This window comes from Castellaniella sp., assembly GCF_049651205.1.
GTDB lineage: Bacteria > Pseudomonadota > Gammaproteobacteria > Burkholderiales > Burkholderiaceae_B > Castellaniella.
Window position 1 is genome coordinate 93,222 of record NZ_JBASBR010000018.1, and the last position, 20,428, is coordinate 113,649.

Annotated in this window: 19 protein-coding genes and 1 tRNA gene; 13 read left to right on the forward strand and 7 right to left on the reverse strand. The window is 55.2% G+C overall.

Annotated features, from left to right (window positions below):
- Window positions 1-11 precede the first annotated feature (11 nt).
- From WA928_RS11880 to WA928_RS11915, 8 genes are all read left to right on the forward strand, one after another.
- Entirely contained in the window at window positions 12-1,460 is a 1,449-nt protein-coding gene (locus WA928_RS11880) for an efflux transporter outer membrane subunit (RefSeq protein ID WP_424303803.1), read from the forward strand.
- Window positions 1,461-1,538: 78 nt separating this feature from the next.
- Window positions 1,539-2,615: an alkene reductase gene (locus WA928_RS11885; protein ID WP_424303806.1), complete on the forward strand. Its 1,077-nt coding sequence runs from the start codon at window positions 1,539-1,541 to the stop codon at window positions 2,613-2,615.
- 351 nt (window positions 2,616-2,966) lie between these two features.
- Window positions 2,967-4,388, forward strand: coding sequence for an NAD-dependent succinate-semialdehyde dehydrogenase (locus WA928_RS11890; protein WP_424304040.1), 1,422 nt, complete (start codon window positions 2,967-2,969; stop codon window positions 4,386-4,388).
- Window positions 4,389-4,485: 97 nt separating this feature from the next.
- The gene (locus WA928_RS11895) at window positions 4,486-5,355 is read left to right on the forward strand and encodes an ABC transporter permease (RefSeq protein ID WP_424303809.1); all 870 of its coding nucleotides are present in this window, start codon (window positions 4,486-4,488) and stop codon (window positions 5,353-5,355) included.
- 132 nt (window positions 5,356-5,487) lie between these two features.
- Window positions 5,488-6,282, forward strand: a complete 795-nt coding sequence (locus WA928_RS11900) for an ABC transporter ATP-binding protein (RefSeq protein WP_424303812.1) — start codon at window positions 5,488-5,490, stop codon at window positions 6,280-6,282.
- A gap of 84 nt (window positions 6,283-6,366) precedes the next feature.
- A complete protein-coding gene (locus tag WA928_RS11905) occupies window positions 6,367-7,656 on the forward strand; it encodes an aspartate aminotransferase family protein (protein WP_424303815.1) in 1,290 nt (429 codons plus the stop codon).
- A 145-nt stretch (window positions 7,657-7,801) separates the two neighbouring features.
- On the forward strand, window positions 7,802-8,746 hold the full coding sequence (locus WA928_RS11910) for an ABC transporter substrate-binding protein (protein WP_424304043.1): 945 nt from the start codon (window positions 7,802-7,804) through the stop codon (window positions 8,744-8,746).
- 219 nt (window positions 8,747-8,965) lie between these two features.
- On the forward strand, window positions 8,966-9,970 hold the full coding sequence (locus WA928_RS11915; protein ID WP_424303818.1) for a LacI family DNA-binding transcriptional regulator: 1,005 nt from the start codon (window positions 8,966-8,968) through the stop codon (window positions 9,968-9,970).
- A 61-nt stretch (window positions 9,971-10,031) separates the two neighbouring features.
- Here the strand turns inward: WA928_RS11915 and WA928_RS11920 are convergent, their stop codons facing one another.
- From WA928_RS11920 to WA928_RS11930, 3 genes are all read right to left on the reverse strand, one after another.
- Window positions 10,032-10,796 (reverse strand): GntR family transcriptional regulator, encoded by a 765-nt coding sequence (locus WA928_RS11920; RefSeq protein ID WP_424303821.1) that lies wholly within the window; start codon window positions 10,794-10,796, stop codon window positions 10,032-10,034.
- A gap of 181 nt (window positions 10,797-10,977) precedes the next feature.
- Complete coding sequence (locus WA928_RS11925; protein ID WP_424303824.1) at window positions 10,978-12,147, reverse strand: UxaA family hydrolase; 1,170 nt, start codon at window positions 12,145-12,147, stop codon at window positions 10,978-10,980.
- Window positions 12,148-12,252: 105 nt separating this feature from the next.
- Window positions 12,253-12,534, reverse strand: coding sequence for a UxaA family hydrolase (locus tag WA928_RS11930; RefSeq protein WP_424303827.1), 282 nt, complete (start codon window positions 12,532-12,534; stop codon window positions 12,253-12,255).
- 350 nt (window positions 12,535-12,884) lie between these two features.
- Between WA928_RS11930 and WA928_RS11935 the strand changes: the two genes are divergently transcribed.
- From WA928_RS11935 to WA928_RS11950, 4 genes are all read left to right on the forward strand, one after another.
- Window positions 12,885-13,610 carry a TerC family protein gene (locus WA928_RS11935; RefSeq protein ID WP_424303830.1) on the forward strand — a complete coding sequence of 242 codons (726 nt, stop codon included), beginning with the start codon at window positions 12,885-12,887 and terminating at the stop codon, window positions 13,608-13,610.
- 123 nt (window positions 13,611-13,733) lie between these two features.
- Complete coding sequence (locus WA928_RS11940; RefSeq protein WP_424303833.1) at window positions 13,734-14,012, forward strand: zf-TFIIB domain-containing protein; 279 nt, start codon at window positions 13,734-13,736, stop codon at window positions 14,010-14,012.
- A gap of 516 nt (window positions 14,013-14,528) precedes the next feature.
- Window positions 14,529-15,038, forward strand: coding sequence for a cupredoxin domain-containing protein (locus tag WA928_RS11945; protein ID WP_424304046.1), 510 nt, complete (start codon window positions 14,529-14,531; stop codon window positions 15,036-15,038).
- A gap of 118 nt (window positions 15,039-15,156) precedes the next feature.
- Window positions 15,157-15,369 (forward strand): GDCCVxC domain-containing (seleno)protein, encoded by a 213-nt coding sequence (locus tag WA928_RS11950; RefSeq protein ID WP_424303836.1) that lies wholly within the window; start codon window positions 15,157-15,159, stop codon window positions 15,367-15,369.
- Between the two features lie 408 nt (window positions 15,370-15,777).
- Here WA928_RS11950 and WA928_RS11955 read toward each other — a convergent pair whose 3' ends face one another.
- The 4 genes from WA928_RS11955 to WA928_RS11970 all read right to left on the reverse strand — a co-directional run bounded on the left by WA928_RS11955 (window position 15,778) and on the right by WA928_RS11970 (window position 19,012).
- A complete protein-coding gene (locus tag WA928_RS11955; protein WP_424303839.1) occupies window positions 15,778-16,086 on the reverse strand; it encodes a hypothetical protein in 309 nt (102 codons plus the stop codon).
- 10 nt (window positions 16,087-16,096) lie between these two features.
- Window positions 16,097-17,788, reverse strand: coding sequence for a multicopper oxidase family protein (locus WA928_RS11960; protein ID WP_424303842.1), 1,692 nt, complete (start codon window positions 17,786-17,788; stop codon window positions 16,097-16,099).
- A 464-nt stretch (window positions 17,789-18,252) separates the two neighbouring features.
- Window positions 18,253-18,672 carry a hypothetical protein gene (locus WA928_RS11965; protein WP_424303845.1) on the reverse strand — a complete coding sequence of 140 codons (420 nt, stop codon included), beginning with the start codon at window positions 18,670-18,672 and terminating at the stop codon, window positions 18,253-18,255.
- Window positions 18,673-18,936: 264 nt separating this feature from the next.
- Window positions 18,937-19,012: transfer RNA gene (locus tag WA928_RS11970), tRNA-Phe, on the reverse strand.
- A gap of 120 nt (window positions 19,013-19,132) precedes the next feature.
- On the opposite strand from WA928_RS11970, the gene hemA reads away from it, so the two are divergent.
- Window positions 19,133-20,410 (forward strand): glutamyl-tRNA reductase, encoded by a 1,278-nt coding sequence (gene hemA / locus WA928_RS11975; RefSeq protein WP_424303848.1) that lies wholly within the window; start codon window positions 19,133-19,135, stop codon window positions 20,408-20,410.
- Window positions 20,411-20,428 lie beyond the last annotated feature (18 nt).

Here is a 20,428-nt window from a genome sequence, read left to right on the forward strand (position 1 = left end):
CGAGAATTTCCATGACAACATATTTACGAACTGTTCTTGGGCCCGTGTTTTTGGCCGCGTTGCTGGCAGGCTGCGCGGTGGGGCCGGATTATGAGCGACCATCCGTCAAGGTGCCTGCTGCATTCAAAGAGGCTACGCTTTCGCCCGAGGCTGCCCAACGCTGGAAGGCGGCACAGCCCTCGGATGCGATGACGCGCGGCCGATGGTGGGAAATATTCAACGATGCCGAGCTGAATGCTTTGCAAGCGCAAGCCATGGAGGCCAATCAAGACTTGAAGGCGGCTGCCGCCCGCGTCACCCAGGCGCGTGCCTTGCAGAAAGGGGCAAGCGCCGAGTGGATGCCTCGGGTGGATGCTGGCTTTGGGGCAAGCCGTCAACGGGCTTCAAACGCCTCCCGGGGTTTGTCTGCAGAGGCACCTAATCCGCCGCTTACCTTGTGGCGCGCACAGGCGGGCATTTCCTACGAAGTCGATCTGTTTGGACGGATTGCCTCCACGGTTGATGCGGCCACGGCCGATACACAACAAAGAGAGGCCTTGTTCCGATCTGTGCAGCTTGCTTTACAAGCAGACGTCGCGCAGGCGTATTTCCTGATTCGCCGGCTGGATACTGAACAGGCACTCTATCGCAGCACCGTTGAGTTGCGTGGCAAGACCCTGGATCTGGTGGAGCGCCGCTATGCGCAGGGCGATATCAGCGAGCTGGATGTGGCACGTGCCAAATCCGAACTGGCGACAACCCAGGCGCAGTCTCTGGGGATTACACGTCAGCGCTCGATCGCCGAGCACGCCTTGGCCGTGTTGTTGGGCAAGACACCCGCCGAATTTGCCTTGCCGGCCCATATGCTGGAACGTGTGGCGGTGGGAATCCCTGCCGGACTGCCTTCGTCTTTGCTCGAGCGCCGTCCAGACATTGCAGCAGCCGAGCGGGCCATGGCGGCAGCCAATGCGCGTATCGGCGCGGCGCGTGCCGCATTTTTCCCGCGATTGAGCCTGACGGGTGCGATGGGATATGAGTCCTCCGAGCTTGGAGATTTGCTTCAATGGTCCAGCCGGACATTCCTGCTGGGGCCGCTGGTTGGCACGATGCTGTCCTTGCCGATCTTTGATGGTGGCCAGCGACAGGCGGGTGTGGATCTTGCACGTGCTCGCTATGAAGAGGATGTTGCGGCGTATCGCCAGACGGTACTGGGTGCGTTTCGGGACGTAGAGGATGGCTTGTCGAGCCTGCGTGTTTTGGGGCAACAAACCGATGTGCAGGATGCCGCAGTGCAATCGGCCGCCCGGGCGGCCCGCCTGTCGCAGATTCAGTATCGCGAGGGCTCAGTAAGCTATCTGGATGTGATTGACGCGGATCGCGTGGTGTTGCAGCAGCGGCGTGCAGCGGTACAGCTTGATGGCGAACGGGCCCAGACGGTGGTCGAGCTTATTCGTGCGATTGGCGGGGGATGGGGTGCGTAACGGCGTGCCTTGTCTGATGCCTCTGCACACTTGAGTACCGGTCAGTCAAACAGGATATCAAATAGAAAGGAAATTATCATGAACCAAGCACTACTTACTCCCATTCGAGTTGGGCGCCTCGTGCTGCCTAACCGCCTGGCCATGGCGCCCATGACCCGTTCGCGTGCTGAGCTTGACGGTACGCCAGGTGAGCTCGCTGCAAAATACTACGCGCAGCGTGCCAGCCTGGGGCTCATCATTACCGAAGGAACCCAGCCGTCAGAGGATGGGCAGGGGTATCTGACTACACCAGGTATTTATACCGAGGCGCATGTCGCCGGTTGGCGCCAGGTCACAAGCACCGTGCATGAAGAAGGTGGCCACATCTTCATGCAACTTATGCACGCCGGGCGCATGTCGCACCCGGACAACACGCCGCATCACCGACAGGCCACTGCGCCCTCGGCTATAGCACCGGGTGCATCGTTATTCACGCGCCAGGGCATGCAGCCTATCCCTGCGCCGCGCCAGCTTAGTATCGATGATATCCATCAGGTTGTTCGCGACTTCCGCCATGCCGCACGCTGCGCCATTGAAGCTGGAGCCGACGGTGTCGAAATCCATGGTGCCAACGCTTATCTGGTGCATCAGTTTCTCGCACCCAGCGCCAATACCCGTACTGACCAGTATGGTGGGTCGATCCAGAACCGTACCCGGTTTGCCCTGGAAGTTGTCGGCGCGGTTGCCGAGGAAATTGGCGCTGATCGCACGGCCATTCGTCTGTCTCCCGGTATGAATCTGTGGGGAATCGACGAAGGCCCCGATGGGCCCAGCCTCTACCGATCACTCGTCGGCGAACTCAAGCAGTTGGGCCTTGCCTATCTGCACATTGCGCACCAGGGTGACGAAACTTTATTGGAAGCGCTGCGTAATTTATGGCAAGCACCCCTGATCCTGAACCGCGCGGGACGCCCCCGCGACCACATCGGTACCGATGTAGGTACCGGGTTGGCCGATCTAGAGTCCTACGGACAATTTGTGCTTGCAAACCCGGATTTCGTCGCCAGGCTAAAGGCGGGAGACCCCATGAATGCAGCCGATCGAGACACCTTTTTTGGCGGTGGAGCCCATGGCTACACCGACTATCCGGCTTTGCGTGGCACCCTGGCAGCGTAAGGCGGGACGCGCTCAGGCAGCCGCTAACATGTGTGGGCGGCTGCGATCGGAACTGGTATTCGCGAAGCAGGCTTGATTCACGCACACCTTTAATTTCTCGCGCCTTTCGTCACCTCTTGACAATTCTCTCGGACTTTGATCAACTAGAGAAAAATAAACTGTAAGCGCTTACATGCCAAAGTAAAGCCTGACAGGAGACAAGTCCATGTGCTTTGCCGCAGATCGCGGTACGCAATTCCTGGAAAGCCAATATAAATCGGAACCATATCAAGAATTTCCATCAAATTATTGGTTGCTGTAGATCACTCAAAATAGTCCAGCGTCACATTAAAGGGTAATAGCGTGAGTAATATGCGAGAAACAAATTTGGTGGATGGGAAATGGTTGGGAACCAGCAATAAGCTGGATATTCATGATCCTGCAAACGGCGCCGTTGTTGGTCAAATTGACTACGGGAATGCAAATATGGCAGCGCAGGCCTGTGATGCTGCTGAAGCTGCGTTCAAACATTGGTCCAATATCTCACCGCGGCAAAGAGCGGATCATTTGCTGGCTGGGGCGTCAGAGCTGGCGAAAGATACCAAAGAAATTGCACACACACTGGCGCTAGAGGCGGGCAAACGTATCTCCGAATCGATCGGTGAAGTGCAGGGGGCAGTGGAATATTTCCGCTGGTTTGCAGAGGAAGCCAGGCGGCCAATCGGGTTTCTGTATCCCAACGAACAAGACGGCCGCCGTCATTTGTCTGTTGCCAAACCAGCGGGTGTTGCTGCTTGCCTGACACCATGGAATTTTCCGATCTCGATCCAAGCCCGGAAAATAGCGCCCGCGCTGGCAGCTGGCTGCACAGTTGTTGCCCGGGCATCTGAAAAGGCCCCTTTAGCTGTCGTCATGATGTATCGCGCGCTGCAACGAGCAGGGCTGCCAGCGGGGGTCTTAAATCTGGTTCATGGGCCGGCAGATGAAATTACCCACGCGTACCTGGATCATCCGGCAGTGCGGGTTGTGAGTTTCACGGGCTCCACCGAAGTTGGCCGAAGCATTTTGAAAACCGCTTCTAACAGAATTGTGCGGCCGCTGATGGAATTGGGTGGTTCTGCACCATTTATCGTCTTTAATGATGCCGATATCGATCTGGCAGTGACAACTGCGATGATCGCCAAGTTCAGAAATAATGGTCAATCTTGTATTGCTGCCAATAAATTTATTGTCCAGCGCGAGATTTTCGAAGAATTTTCCACGCGCCTCGCCAAGCGAGTTGATGAGATGACACTTGGTAGCGGTGTGGCCGACCCAGAGCCAGACCTTGGCCCCTGCATTGATACACATCGAGTTGATGCGGTCATGTCTATGGTAACTGAAGCCTTGGGCAAGGGCGCACGTCAATTGACGCGCAATTTCATACTTCCTGAAGAAGGCAGTTTTTGTGCACCCGCCATTTTTGTGGATGTTCCTGATGATTGCGCACTGAATAGAGAAGAAATATTCGGTCCCGTGGCCTCGCTTGTATCGTTTGACGACGAGGACGAAGCGATCATGAAAGCCAATTCGTCAGAATTGGGGCTAGCCAGTTATGCCATGACCAACGATCAAGGGCGGATATGGCGCCTTTCCAAACAAATCGATACTGGCATCTTGGGGGTAAATGACCCTTCGCCCACAACCGCATTCATCCCTATGGGGGGAACAAAGCAATCGGGTCTGGGCAGAGAGGGGGGCAGGCAAGGTCTTGAAGAATTCCAGGAGATTCAATATATAGCGCAACGATTTTGAGAGAAAAGCTGATCTATTGGAAATCTCTAAATCCGTTGAAATCATGGAAAGTAGAATCGAAATCTACGCATTTATTATTCATTGATAAAAGATCCATATGATGACTAGAACCAATCCTCCAGCTGATAATGTCTATTCACCTGAAAATCGACAGGATGTCGGCGCAACGAAGACAAAGATCAAACGCAAGGCTTCTAATCGAAAATTTATCAACGTGATGATCTCAATTACCGCGGTATTGTTCGCTGTGTTGCTGTGGTGGGTCGCTGCAAAATGGATAGTGGATTCAGAGATCATCCTGCCGACACCGGGGCAGGTAATTGACAAATTCCTGGTCCTCGCAGTAACAACCTCGGGGGAACAGAGCTTATGGCTGAACTTGTCGATAAGTGTGATGAGAGTGCTTGCAGGGTGGGGTCTTGGGTTGGTTGTCGGGGTAACAATCGGCATTGCGATGGCGAATAGCCGTTATATTTTATTTGCCCTTGATCCACTTCTTGAGGCCGGCCGTGCTATTCCACCGCTCGCATTTGCTCCGTTGGTCCTGGTTTGGTTTGGGATCGGAGAGACATCAAAAATTGTATTGCTGTTTTTCGCTGCATTTCCAATCTTTGCGATATCCACGACTGCGGCAATTTTAAGAGTTGATGTTTCATTAAAGCGTACCGCATTGACGCTTGGTGCGTCACGTTCATTCATGCTGCGTGCTGTCACCATCCCTTCAGTGCTTCCCGAGATCTTTGTTGCGATGCGGGTCGCGTCGGCTATTGTCTGGACCACGCTCGTAGCGGCTGAACTTCTGGCTGCAAGTCAAGGGCTTGGATTCATGATCATGAAAGCTGGCAGATTTCTTGATACCGCCACTATATTTGTGGGGATCATCATGATTGGAATTGCGGCATATATCATTGATCGAATTATAAGAATAATCGAACATAAGTTGGTTCCGTGGAAGGGCAAAGGCTAAATACTGATTAGCCATCTTCTGATCAGGGTTCTGGCGTCCAAGGATGTGAGGAATCCTGATCCTTGGCTAGTTATCGCTAGAGAATGTGGAAATGGACACTCAGGGTATGAATCATAAGGGATGGTGCCAGTGATGAAAGCACAGAATATGTCGGAAACGTACAAGAGAGATCAAGGCCCAAGTCTGGAGATAAAGGATGTTACTTACGAATACGTGAGTGAACACTCAGAGAGGACGCGAATCTTCGAAGATATTAATTTTGATATTGCCAAGCGGGAATTTGTTTCAGTAATGGGCACTTCCGGCTGTGGCAAGTCCACACTGCTGAATATTATCGCCGGCTTCCTGCCTTGTACATCTGGTGAAGTTTTAGTCTCAGGAGAGCCGATTACTGCTCCAGGGCCCGATCGAGCAATGGTTCTTCAGAAGCCCGCATTGTTCCCTTGGTTTACTGCACTGAAAAATGTTCTGTTTGGCCCTACTGCGTTGGGCTTTGACAAAGAGACTTCTTATCGCCAGGCAGTTGAATTATTGCGTGAGGTTGGCTTAGCCGGGTATGAGAACAATTTGCCGCATGAATTATCCGGAGGCATGCAGCATCGCGTAGCTTTAGCGCGCACTTTGGCTATAAAAGCCCCGGTTCTCCTGATGGATGAACCGTTTGCAGCGCTTGATGCACAAACACGTCAGTCTATGCAGGATTTGTTGTTAAGGGTTTGGGAGAACCACCAGTCAACAGTATTTTTTGTGACGCATGATATCGAAGAAGCCCTGTTGCTGTCGGATAGAGTCGTCATTCTAAAAGGGCGACCTGCAAGAATTGTAGAAATCATCAATTCACCATTTGTACGGCCACGAGAAAGTGAGTTGATTTTGGACCCTACTTTTGTGGAACTAAGAGGGCGTATCAGATCTCTATTAAGGTGATCTGGCGTAGTTGATTAGGAGATTGCGATTTTTTAAATTTATAAATACTTATTATTTATTTTTTTGAAAATATACTGGTGAATTATGAATGACTCAAAATTAATGGCAAGTGCCCATCTTTGGAATCCTTTTTCAAATATGGGGAATACTGTCGGAAATCAGCACACCTGGGTTCGTGGAGAAGGCAGCCATATCTATGACGAATCAGGCAAGAAATATATCGATGCCCTGGCGAGCCTATGGTACATGATGGTTGGCTATGGCAGAGAGGAGATCGTCGAGGCGACAGCAAAACAGATGCGGCTTCTGCCTGCCTACTCTATTTTTGTAGACAGTATAAATATTCCTGCTGCCGAGCTTTCCGAGCGGATTGCGCAGCTGACCCCAGGCGATCTGGATAGGATCTTTTTCACTACCAGTGGATCAGAGGCGGCAGAGACGGCCATAAAGATCGTGCGACAGCATTTCAGGCTAAAGGGTCAAAGCTCCCGCTATAAGATCATTGGCCGACGGCGTGCCTATCATGGGGTAACACTGGGGGCGTTGTCTGTCGCTGGCATTACCGCAAACAGGAGGATGTTTGAGCCGCTGGCGCCTGGGTTTTGTCACGTAGAGCATTCCTCTGTAGAGGCATTCGAGGAACTGATTGCATTTGAAGGCCCTGAAACCATTGCAGCCTTTTTTGCAGAGCCGATCATGGGGGCCGGTGGTGTCATCGCTCCGCCCGATGACTACTTTGTCCGGATACGCGAGATTTGCGACAAGCACGGAATCCTGTTCGTTGCTGATGAAGTGATCTGCGGCTTTGGGCGTACGGGCCGTTGGTTTGGCATCCAGAACTGGGGTGTTGTCCCTGATCTTATGTTGATGGCGAAAGGGATTACTTCCGGATATTTGCCGTTGGGTGCAGTAGCGGTTTCTGATAAGGTCTTTGAACCGTTCAAGAGTTCTTCCGACGCCGATAGAGCATTTCTCCATGGAAACACATATTCAGGGCACCCGACCGCTTGTGCTGCTGCACTTGCGAATATAGAGATTATTGAAAGAGAAGGTCTCGTTGATCGCTCTGCCACGGAAGGGCAATTCTTGCACGATTCGCTTTCAGTTTTGGTGAAAAAGACCAACCTTGTATCCGAAGTTCGCAGTGGGCTTGGTCTCCTGGCTGGTGTTCAACTGCGGCCAAGTCCATCGTCGCAGGTGGCAAATCTGGTATATCAAAAGGCGTATGAAAGAGGGGTGATTGTTCGCCCAATTATGGGTAATATCATTGCGATTGCGCCGCCTCTAATTATATCTAGGGAGGATATAAAGACTGTGTCTGACGTTTTGCTGGATGCAATTCAAGAGACTGAAAAATCGATTGATAATATATAAATACTATTATCGGTAAACATGATGTTCACGTAATTTTCTGTAAGATCTATTATTTCAAGGAATGGTGATGATTATGCGGAATATACTTCGACCCTATTACCTGAGGAAGCTGGTTTCGCCTATTCTTCTGGTTTCTGCGTTGGCGATGATCACTGGGTATGCCAGCAACAGTCAAGCAAAAGATAAAGAGTTTACGGTTGGCGCTTTTCTTCAACCTTCTCCCATCCAGTACGGATTAGGGCTTGATCGATATAAGGACAATATTAAGTTTACGATTATTGATTCAAGTGCTGCAGCGTTTCCATTGATGATAAATGGTACTTTGGCGGGTCTTACCAATGTTAGTTTGCTGCCGACAGCAATTGGCATCAGCAAGAAATTAAAATTGAAGATTGTCTGGATGGATATTGTTGAGCCAGATGTATTTGTTGTTTCGCCAGGTATTAAAACCGCACAGGACTTAAAGGGTAAAAAGATTGGGACAGTCACTGGCTCTTTGACTGATTACATGTTGGCAAAATATTTGTCCATGAATAATCTTACCGAGTCTGATATTGTCAAGGTAAATCTGGAGTCGCAGTCAACTGCAACCGCATTTGAAACCAAGCAAATTGATGGGGCCTTTATTTGGCCACCATTTTGGAATCAGATGGTTGCATCTGGTGGGCATATATTAGCTGAAAGTGGTAAGGGCGGTATTCCGAAAGGATTCCAACTTTACATCTTTTCAGACCGATTTATCAAAGATAACAGAAAGGAACTTCAGGAATTTATATGTACGACAGCATCGGCACAGAAAGATATGCTAAATGAATATCCCAAGGCTTTGTCTGTAATGGCAAAACGGGTGGGGATATCTGAAGAGGGTGTAAAAGCTGCATTGCCGAAAGATTCCATAATTCCTCCTAAGGATGTGGTCACGAGCGAATGGCTGGGGGATCTGCCTAATAACATTTACGACGCGGCCAAGTGGGGAGAAGGGCTCGGTATAATTAGCCACGCACCAACGGTTAATGAAATTGGCTCTTATATCGATCCCTCATTTGCCCAGTATGTAGCTGATGGGAAGTGCAGCGGCATGGGAGGCTAAAGTCTAGGGCCTGTCGGGTTTCCCTCATCAGCACTGTGCCTGCCGATACGGCTCGGAGCCTTTGCCTCCGAGCCGTTTTATAGGATTTGGGAGCTTTGATTTGAGCTTATGGTTTTTGATAAAGATATCTTTGTCTAAGGTATTTCCTATATGCCAGAAATAGTAGTCAAGCCCGTGTCTGGACGTGGCAAAAGACATTCATCAGGCAAAGGTCAGCCCATGCTCGCTGACGTGGCCCGTTTGGCGGGTGTTTCAACGGCCTCGGTATCGCGAGTACTCAACGCGCCCGATACGGTACGACGTGAAACCTTGCAGCGGGTTACCGCCGCTATCGACCAACTTGGTTACCTGCCTGATGGTGCTGCCCGTGCCTTGGCTTCCGGCCACCAGCGCACTATCGGCGCAGTCGTCCCCACCCTGGATAATGCGATTTTTGCAAGCTGTATCAACGCCCTGCAACGGCGTCTGGCAGAGCAAAACTTCTCTTTGTTAGTGGCATCGTTCAATTATGACCAACACGAAGAGTTGCGTGAAACACGGGCGCTCACTGTGCATGGTGTTGCCGGGCTCATGCTGGTCGGTAGTGCTCACTCGCCAGAACTCTATCATCTGCTTCAGAATAGGGGTTTGCCTTATGTCACGACCTGGTCATACTCTCCCGACTCAGAACACCCCAGCATTGGGTTTGACAACCGTGCCGTTGCATACCGGCTCACTGATTATTTACTCGATCTAGGGCATCGGCGCATTGGCTTGTTGGCCGGTATGAACCGGAATAATGATCGGGTTAGTATGCGGATTCGTGGCGTACAAGAGGCAATGGCTCAACGTGGGCTAGAGATCCCGCCCGAATATTTTCTGGAGCGCCCTTATGATATCCGGCAAGGCCGCGAAGCCCTGCGGCATCTTTGGCAATTGCCCAATCCCCCCAGTGCGCTGATTTGCGGCAACGATATTCTGGCCATGGGTGCGTTGTTTGAATCGCAAGCGCTGGGTCTGCATGTGCCGGCGCAATTGTCTATTGTGGGTTTTGATGATCTGCCCATTTCGGGCAACCTGGTACCTGCGCTGACAACCGTTCGTGTGCCATCCGCTGCAATGGGCCGCTTGGCAGCAGACTATCTCGTTAATCGTCTCGAGGGTTTGGCGCCGTCGGATCATACTGAGCTGGATGCCGACTTGGTGGTCAGGGGGACATCGGGGCTTCCACTAGTAACCCCCTGAGCCCTCATTCCACTGTACCGTAGATACCCAAAATGGCCAGCAGGTGGCTGATGGCGTCCGACTATGTGTGGGATTCGTGATCGAGTCCGACGTAATCGTGGGCATCTGTATTCACGTGCGAGAGCCGCCATTCGATGGGCTGGCCATTATAGGAATATGCCACCCGACGAATTTGCAGCAGCGGATGTGGCAGGCTGAGACCCAGCAAGTCGGCAAATTCTTGCGAAGCCGTTACGATGCGCAGATGTTCGGTAGCCGCGATGACGTTGATGCCGTATACATTCTGGTAAAAGCTGTACAGCGTGCTTTGTCGTGTGTGCAACTGCTCGGCCGTGAGCCCGCGAAACAAGGTTTCGGGCACCGTGATCACGTCGATAATGGTTTTTTGGCCCTCAAGGCTGAGGATATTTAGAAACTCGAAGACGTAGCTGCCGGCACCCAGCTGCAACTTCTCGCGTGCCTCTTTATTGGCGCGCAGGTGTCGAAACCGATGCAGTTGCGTAGTGGGATAGGCCTTGGTGCCGTCATGCGCGACTACTCTGAAAAACTTGAAGAAATGCTGATTGCGCGTGTGGATGGCTACAAAAGTACCGCGGCCCTGGTGGCGCACCAGGATATTCTCGGCGACCAGTTCACCAATCGCCTTGCGCAAGGTGCCAATCGAGACCCGAAAGCGGTCTGATAGTACTTTCTCGGATGGGATGGCTTCGCCCTGCTTCCATTCACCGCTGGCCAGTGTGTTCAGGACAGCATGCTTGACTTGCGCATAGAGGGGCGTGCCGGTGGGGGATAGTTGAGGCAGTGTGGTGTCTGGAGTATCCATCATGGCGCCCATTATCCATATAAAACCAGCATTCTGCAGCAAAAACCGGCATCCAATGGGAGTGTGTTGGATGCCGGTTCGGGGCTTGGCGCTGCTGCATCGTCGGGCGAGACCTGTGAGGTGTGTCGCACTGGTGCTGCATGATTGCAGCACCGCGCACAGTTACTGGCCGACTGGCCTGGCGTCATGCGCTTTCATACAGACGCGTGATCACGAACTCGTTGTGGCCCAGCGTTTCGGCATTGGTGAGCCGTCCGTTGGCGGTGCGCAGCATGATGTCGATCAGCTGGTCGCCTGCTTCGTCGAGATTCATTTCACGTTGCAGCAAGGGTGAGCAGTCAAAATCGATATGCTCGCTCATGGTGCGTGCCGTGCGTGGATTGGCTGTGAGCTTGATCACCGGCAAAATTGGGTTGCCGATGATATTGCCCTGGCCCGTGGGAAAGAAGTGCACAACGTAGCCCGAGGCTGCGCAGAGGGTAACCATCTCGGCCGCGGCTGAGGACGAATCCATGAACCAAAGCCCCGGGTGCGAGGGTGTTTCCGCCTTATCGAGCACACCATCCACCGTGCATTTCTTGCCGATTTTCTGGATATTGCCCATGGCCTTTTCTTCGATCGTCGTGAGGCCTCCTTCGATATTGCCTTTGGTGGGCTGTGAATCTGACAGATCCGAGGTTTTGTTGCGATCAATAATCTCTTGGTAACGGTCGAACATGAACTGAAAGCGCTTACGAACATCGTCGTTAATGCAGCGATCCGCCACGAAGTTTTCGCCACCGGTAAGCTCGGTGGTTTCACCAAATACCAAGGTGGCACCCAGCCCATGCAGCTTGTCGAAGACGTTGCCAACGGTGGGGTTGGAGCCGCAACCGGAGGTGGTGTCGCTCTCGCCGCACTTGGTGGACACCCATAATTCGCTGATCTTGCATTCTTCACGTTTGATCTCGGAGGCCCACTGCACGTATTCGCGCGCAACTTTAGAGGCTTTCATGATGGTTTCGTGGTCTCCGTGGCGTTCGATGCCAAAGCCGGTGACCGGCTTGCCCGTGGCAGCAATGCCTTCGACAATCTTTTGCGTCCAGCCGTTTTCGATGCCAATAACCACCACAGCGGCCACGTTGGGGTTGGAACCCGCCCCGATAAGCGTGCGGAAGTACAGCTCGAGATCGGCGCCAAACTGCAGCCGGCCATAAGGATGGTTGATGACCAGGGAGCCCTTGATGTTGTGGGCAACGGCTTCGCAGGCAGCATTGGAGAGATCGTCGAGCGGCAAGATGATGACGTGATTGCGTACGCCGACCCGGCCGTTGGCACGCCGGTAACCGAAGAAGGTGGAATCTTTACTCAGCATGGGGTTGTTGCTCCGTTCTGAAAATAGGTAGGGTGGGCGCGCGGGCAGCGCTGGCGAGCCAGGGCCCAGAGACAGCGGTCTGCGTGCCGAGACGTTTGGGCCGTCTTACCAGCGTTTGGTCTTGATGTTGTGGACGTGGGCGTGCTCGCCTTTTTTGATGGGGGCTACCACCTTGCCGATATCAACGCCGTACTTCATCACGGTGTCGCCTACCGCCATGTCTTTGAGAGCCACCTTATGGCCGATGGGGATCGGCTGGGTGACATCGAGTTTCATCATTTTGTCGTCATCCATGATCCAGGCGGTCATGTTCTTGCCCGCCTCGATCCCCTCGATCACTGCCACTGCGACGCAATCATTGGCGTCATGCAATACAAAGTGGATCATCCCTTGCTCCTTGATGTGTTGACTATTGGGTGATGTGCGTGGGGTGCTGGCCAATGCGCATGAAGTCTTATATGCACCTCTCTTACACATCTGTGTCAATCATATCATATACATGTTTAATACGATAAAAATTTTTTGGTGAGAAGGAAGGTGTCCGCCGTGCGCTAGCTGCCGGCCGGTGTCACCATTCAGAGGTCGACTTGTTACATGTCCGATGCCGAGTCGGCAATTACCGTGCGAAAATACCCACGGCAGAAACGCGGGAATTCAGGATGTTGATCAAGATTTCACTGCTGAGGTTGGCCTTGGCAACTGTTCTCGCTTCGCTAACGATAAATCTCTGATTCCTTATGCTTGAACTCCTGCAAACGCTCAGTTGGGCTGCCGTATTTCAGATCGTTCTTATCGACATTCTGCTGGGTGGCGACAATGCGGTGGTCATCGCACTGGCATGCCGTAACCTGGAGAAGCGTCGCCGCATGCAGGGCATCCTCTGGGGCACGGCAGGTGCCGTAGGCCTGCGGGTGGTCTTGGTCGCTTTTGCTTTGACGCTACTGGCTGTTCCGTTCCTGAAGGTGGTGGGTGCGCTGCTGCTGCTTTGGATTGGCATCAAGCTGCTTCTGCCGGAAGATGGTGCACATGCGAATGTGGCCGGCGGGGCATCAGTTGCGGCCGCCGTACGCACGATTCTCGTCGCCGACCTCGTCATGAGTCTGGATAATGTCATCGCCATCGCTGGAGCGGCGCAGGGCGCGCATTCGGATCACCAGATCGGTCTGGTCGTGTTCGGCCTGATACTCAGCGTGCCCATCATCATCTGGGGCAGTACCCTGGTGCTGAAGGTCATCGACCGCTTCCCTCTGGTCGTGATATTGGGGGCCGGCTTGCTGGGCTGGATCGCGGGCGGCATGCTGGTGACCGACGTCATTTTTGTCCGCTACCTGGGCGAGCCCTCTACCTTCGTCAAGGTATGCGCTGAAGTGCTGGGCGTGCTGCTGGTTGTGATCCCGGGCAGCCTTTTGGCGCACAGAGCGCGGGCCCGTCAAGCGACCGCTTCAGTGCGGCGGGACACCTGATTCAGCAGGCCCCTTGCGAATCCCCCGGTTCTTTCTGTCGGCGCATGGTGCCAGGCGTGCAGGCCGGGAACCAATGCCATCCCGGCGTGTCTCAACCACTTAGTCAACACGGAGCAACCGAACATGAAATGCCCAGTCTGCCCCGACGTGAATCTTGTCATGTCTTCGCGCCAGAACATCGAAATCGACTATTGCCCGCAATGCCGCGGGGTCTGGCTGGATCGAGGAGAGCTCGATAAGCTCATCGAACGCAGCGTCGGCGAAATGCCTGCGGCGCAGCAGACGGTGTCTCAGGCACGGCCGCAATCGCAGCAGGCACCCCAGTATCACGGTGACCGTGACCGCTACCCTCAGGGTCGCCGGAAGAAGTCGCTGTGGGGTGAAATATTCGACTTCGACTGACTGAACACAAGTAGCCCGCTTTGCCGGTCCAGTGTTGTGGGAAACTTCTGACCTGATTGAGAGCTTCACTCACTGATCGGTCGTTTCTGGGATGACCAAGTCGGTTCTCTCGCACACGATGTGTTGCGATACGGCCTGTGAAGTCAGCGCGAACGCGCAGGCGTGGTGTCCCGCTGAACCAGCGGGTACACCTGCTGGCGGTCGGCGACATTTACTGGATCTCGGGCCGATATTCTGGATCAAGCTGGCCAAGCGGAGAACGACCGACACGCCGATTTGGCAGACCTTGCATGCTGCAGTGTCCGCATGAGCGAAGAGGCCCAAATCTAGCAAGCTGGGTTTTGTGACATACCCTGCAGCTTGGTCGATAACTTCACCAAGATTTCGGATGTCGATCATACCGGAAACGCGTGGAATATTATGTGAAGAGTCGCGCTTGTTCGAAGTGTAGACCTGCATCAGACACCAGGAGCCGTTGGCCGCTCATTCAACCAAGTTTTCAGGAGAAATTTCGTGCTGAAAAAACCCTTGACCATCCTGGTGCTTAGCGTCCTGCCGGCCTTTGCCTGGGCAACTGGTGGGCACTCGGGCGGGCATGAAGCGCCCGCTCACGGTATGCCGGGGCATGACATGTCCACCATGTCGGCAGCGGATTCTGCCATCGGGCGACCCGGCGATCCCACAAAGGTCACCCGCACGATCGAAATTACGATGGATGATTCCATGCGATTCACACCGAGTGAAATCCCGGTGAAAGTGGGCGAGACCATCCGTTTCTTTGTGAAGAACACTGGGAAGATCCCGCATGAAATGGTGATCGGCACCATGGCAGACCTAAAGGCGCATGCTGCCGAAATGCAGAAGATGTCAGGGATGAAGCACACCGAGCCCAATATGATCATGCTCGCAGCTGGCAAGATCGGCGGGCTGGTATGGACGTTCGACAAACCCGGTGCGGTGGATTTTGCGTGCCTGGTTCCTGGCCATATGGAAGCCGGGATGGCGGGCAAGGTGAAGGTGAGTTGACCTTCCCATTGTGTCAAGGACTAGGCTGCGGGCGTTGCCATTGGGGTTGCGCGCCGATGCTGAGATTTCGGTCGCCGATGCTAACGCCTCATGGATGGTTTCTCCCCATTGAATAGCCATGGAAGTTCCGATCATCTTTGAATCTGTCGTTACCTGCCCCCACTGTGGTCATATGCAGCGGGAGACCATGCCGGTGGATACCTGCCAGTTTTTTTATGAGTGTGGGCAATGCAAGACGTTGCTGAAACCAAAGCCGGGAGACTGCTGCGTGTTCTGCTCGTACGGGTCGGTGCCGTGCCCGTCCATCCAAGAAGGAGGGTGTTGCTCATGATGAAGTCCAAACGCGTATCTGTGCTCTTACCTCTGTGGATTGCTATCGCTGTTGCAGTGCTGCTGCCCACCGGCCAAATATGCAGACAAGGTTCAAGAACCTGCGACAAAGCAGTAACCTTCCCGGGGCGTGATCACATCAACTGAACAGGGCCTGCCGCAGATCCAGCGATGACGTTTCGTGCAGCCTGCTTTCCTGATACGGTATTCAGAAGCTTGCGTACGCCTTGGACGCGGCACCAGGCCCAATGCCAGTTTCTTGATTGTGTGCATGATGCAGTGCTCCTTTTGAGGTGATTCGGACAGCGGTTGAAAGATATGATTCGCGGAATATGGCCCCTATCGTCATCCGGCAGGGGTTCTGTTTTCAGGGTGTTGTACGGGTGCCGCGGTCAAGTTTGACCCTCGGTCACGGGGATCGTCGCCGGCGCAAGGCAGATCCCTTGGTCATTGCAGGCCTGAACCCGTACGACGAGGCGTTCGCCTGCATCGATCTTGAGCTGATGCACGGAGATGCGAGTCCCAGGCCGCCAAAGAAGAGCACCGATCCAGCAGTAAAGAGCGCCGCAGAGGCGAGACGCACGGCCTGGCGCTCGCCAGCCTCGCGCAGTACCGCGCGCACCTTGAGCGGCACGGCGGGCAGTACGCATGGCGTCAGGTTGAGCAACAGCCCAGCACCCGCGGCCAGCAAAGCTTGTAGAAGCAGCAGTGAATTCATGCGGACGACCTCAAGTGGAAACGCGCGAGGCCTGCACCTCGTAGTCACGCATGAGACCTGCGGCAGCATGCTCCAGCATGTGGCACTGGTAGGCGTACAGGCCCGTGAAGTCGGCAAAGCGCATGATGAGCTTCACCCGCTCCCCGGGCATGATGAGCACGGTGTCGAGCCAGCCTTCGTCCACGTAGCCGTCGGTGACCCCCGCATTGCGCGGGCTGCCGGTGCGCTCCAGCACCTGGAACTGCAAGCCATGCAGATGGATGGCGTGCGCCATCATCGGGCTGTTGACGAATTCCCAGACTTCGGTCGTCCCCAGCCGCACGATTTCGTCCGGTGCGACCGAGTTCATCTTGAAGCTGCGGCCGTTGAATCCCCATTGCATGTGGCCCATCGTGACATGAAAGGATCTCGGGTCGCGCTGATTGATGGCGTCCTGCGCGCTCAGCCGTTCGAAGTTCGACAGATGAGCCGGGAGCCTGAGATCGTTGCCTACCTTGTGCGCAATGTGCGCCGTCAGAATGGGAAAGGCCGCACCGTCCGGAAGCGAAGACATGCTCATCCTGTTGCCGCCCCCCATCATGCCGCCCATCATCCCCATCAGGCCGCTGCCACTCATCATGTCGCCCATGTTCATCATGCTGCTGAAGGACTCGCTCATGAGGCTGAGGTCGCTGCCCACGGCGTCGCCACTAAAGTCAGCCCAGAGCTCGACGCGCTGACCGGGAGTGAGCATGACGTAGGACTTGTGCACAGGTTCGCGCAGTAGGCCGCCGTCGGTTGCAATGACGGTGAGGAGGCGGCCGTCCTTCCAGGCGAGCTTGTAGGTGCGGGCATTGGAGGCGTTCAGAACCCGCAGGCGATAAGCGTGGGTGGCAAGCTCTATGGGTGGCGCCGGGCGGCCGTTCACGAAAATCGAGTCGCCGAAGAAGCCCATCATGCGTGTCATCATGCTGCCCATGCCGCCGGGCATCATCCCGCCACCCATCATGCCGCCCTGGCCGGTCGAGCCGTCGCCAGTCTGCGGCTTGCGGGATGCCGCAGGGCCCGTGCCTGCCAGATAATGCAACTGGTTATCCTGCCCCCAGGTGCGATCCTGGAGGACGATGGGAATGTCATATTCGCCACGTGGCAGCGGGAGGGCGGCCTCTTCGTCGTCGCTCACGATAAGCAGACCTGCGAGGCCAAAGTACACCTGCTCGGGCGTGTGGCCCGCCGCCATGGCGTGGTACCAGTAGGTGCCTGCGCGGTCATTCACCTGAAATTCATAGCGGTAGCGTTTGCCGGGTGCGACTTCGTAGTGCGGCAGCCCCATCATGTCAGCCGGTACGTGCAGCCCGTGCCAGTTGACGATGTTGGGCTGATCGAGCTCATTCACGAAATCGATGCGTACTTTCTGACTTTGGCGCATATGGAGCGTCGGGCCCAGGGTACTGTGGGGGTGCGTTCGCACACTGGCTGCATCACCCTTGAGTACCTTGGCGTCGTAGGACCAGACGGGTGTGGCAGATCCCGGGCGCAGCGCCACGTTTTGCGGGCGCGCAGTGAGTTCCAGGGCGAGGTCCGGTTCGAAGGCGACGCCTGCACCGTTTTGCGAATGCCTGGCCCAGGCTCGCGTCAATGGCAACCCTGTCATCAGTGACGCGGCCGCAAGGCCGGTGGCGCCGAAAAAACTCCGGCGACTGAGGTGTTCAGAACTTTTCATGTCGATCGTCCCACGAGTTTTGTTGAGGGTGCAGGCAGTCGCGTCGGAGCCTGTTGCCCGGACAGAGTGGCGGGGCTGCATGTCGTCTCGCATACTCGTGAGCCCCCAGCGTTGTTCACAGGTGCTGGCAATACTGGTAGGGAAGGCGGCTTCATTGTCTTATTCGCGGTATCGCAACTGCCGTCATCACCGTGGTGCATCATCTTCATGCATAGCCCCATCATGAGGACGCAGGGGAGTACGGAAAGCAGCACGGCCCCAACGCCCGACGTAGCGAGTGCACCCAAACTGCCGGATGAAGCCCATACTTTCTCCATGTATCGAGAGCCGATCGGGAATCGCACAGCAAGCATCGTGGCTGTCTGTGTGGTGGATTCGCGATCGTTGTACTGGCTTGTCGCCGTCCCGCCATGCGGCGCACGGCGGTTGGACGCATCAGCAGTGGGCAAGCGTGCGGCTGTGGATCAAATCCGGTAGCAGCAGTTGCGTATCGATAGGGAGGGGGAGATCGCCCGAGTCAAGCCGGGGGATGGGTGGGGACGAGGCTGACGGGAGGCGTCTGCTTCTGGTGCCACGCGAAACGCCATGAGCCAGGTGGCTGGCGCAATCGCCGAGAGCTTTGGAAGCCGCAGCTCTGGCGTGGCTTCGTTGCTTGCGTAGGCCTGTGCATCACATAGGGCCGTGCGAGTTGCACCCAGGTGGTTACAGCCTGGTGGAGCGTTAGTGCTGCATGGCACCATGTCCGTGACGACCGGTGCCGACCCGGGGGCGATCCCCGAGACGCTCGTGCACACATACGCCGCCGCAGCCAGCTGCATGAACAGCAGGCTGAACGTGACGATGATGGCGATGAGCGCGCGTTTCAGATGGTCGGCCGATACCATTGGATTGTTTCGGTGTGGTGTCTCGCTGAAGAGATAATATCAGGTGCATCCTGACCGTTGTCGATGGTAAACCTTGACACCGTAAGAAGGTCAAGCTTAGACCACCCTACGGTCGGTAGTGGCGCTCGCCGGGTGCTTGCAGGAGGCGGAAGTCAGGAGGCTCCTGGCCCAACTGGCTCGGTCATTACAGACAGTGTGGCACGACTGGGGACGAAAAAAAAGGCCTGCCAAAATATGGTAAGCCTTTGATTTTATTACGAATTTTGGTGGCCCGGGGCGGAATCGAACCACCGACACAAGGATTTTCAATCCTCTGCTCTACCGACTGAGCTACCGGGCCAAGACGGTGAATCATACACGAATTTTTTTTGGTGTGCAGCCGCCCAAGTGCCAAGTATCACCCAAGCAGAGCATCCCGACCTATAATGCTGAAGTCTCCACCTGCAAGATTTCCAGCGGCATGTCCGTCGACGTCCTTACCTTTGGCCTGAACCACACCTCCGCGCCGGTTTCCGTGCGCGAGCGCGTGGCGTTTCCGGTCGAGCTCCTCAAGCCCGCACTGGCTGCCCTGCGCACTACGTTTGGTGCCTCAGTGCGCGAGGCCGCAATTCTGTCCACCTGTAATCGTACCGAAATCTACTGTGCTGCCGACCCCGGTGTGGGCACGCAGTTGCCGGCCTGGCTAGCCGAGTTCAATCGCCTCGAGGCAGGTCAGCTAACCCCCCATCTGTATCAATATCAGCACAACGATGCTGTGCGGCACGCGTTTCGAGTGGCCAGTGGCCTGGATTCCATGGTGCTGGGCGAACCCCAGATCCTGGGCCAGATGAAAAACGCCGTGCGCGCGGCCGAACAAGCCGGCACGCTGGGCACCTTGCTGCATCAGTTGTTCCAGCGCACGTTTTCGGTTGCCAAAGAGGTTCGTTCGCAAACCGCCATTGGTGCACATTCCGTGTCCATGGCAGCGGCTGCGGTGCGTCTGACCGAGCGTGTTTTGGGCGATCTCTCCACGGCCAATGTGCTGTTTATCGGTGCGGGCGAAATGATCGAGCTCTGTGCCACGCACTTTGCCGCGGTGCACCCGCGCCAGATGGCCGTGGCCAACCGCACACTAGAGCGCGCCGATCTCCTGGCCACGCAATTTAACGCCCGTACACTGAAGCTATCGGCTTTACCCGAGCATCTCGCCGAATTCGATGTGGTCGTCTCCTGTACGGCCTCATCCTTGCCCATCCTCGGTTTGGGGATGGTCGAAAGGGCTGCCCGTACGCGCCGTCATCGTCCGATGGTGATGGTCGATCTGGCTGTGCCTCGCGATATCGAACCCGAGATCGGCCGGTTGGCCGACGTCTATCTATATACGGTGGATGATCTCGGGCGCATGGTGCAATCCGGCACGGATGCCCGTCGGGCCGCAGTGGTGCAGGCCGAAGCCATTATCGAGGCCAGGGTGCAGCATTTCATGCACTGGCTCAATAATCGCGCCATTGTGCCGGCCATCATCAATTACCAGCAAAGTGCGGATGCACTGCGCCAGGCCGAGCTCGACCGCGCCCGCCGTCTGCTGGCCAGGGGCGACGACCCCGAAGCCGTACTCGAACACCTGGCCTACAGCCTCAGTCATAAATATATGCACGGGCCCATGGCTGCGCTTAATCGCAGCGAAGGCCCCGAGCGCGACCAGCTGTTGTCCCTTTTGCCTCGTCTGCTGCCAGAATCCGGCTCCCGTCACCGGTAGCGGCTCTCGCTTTCTGCG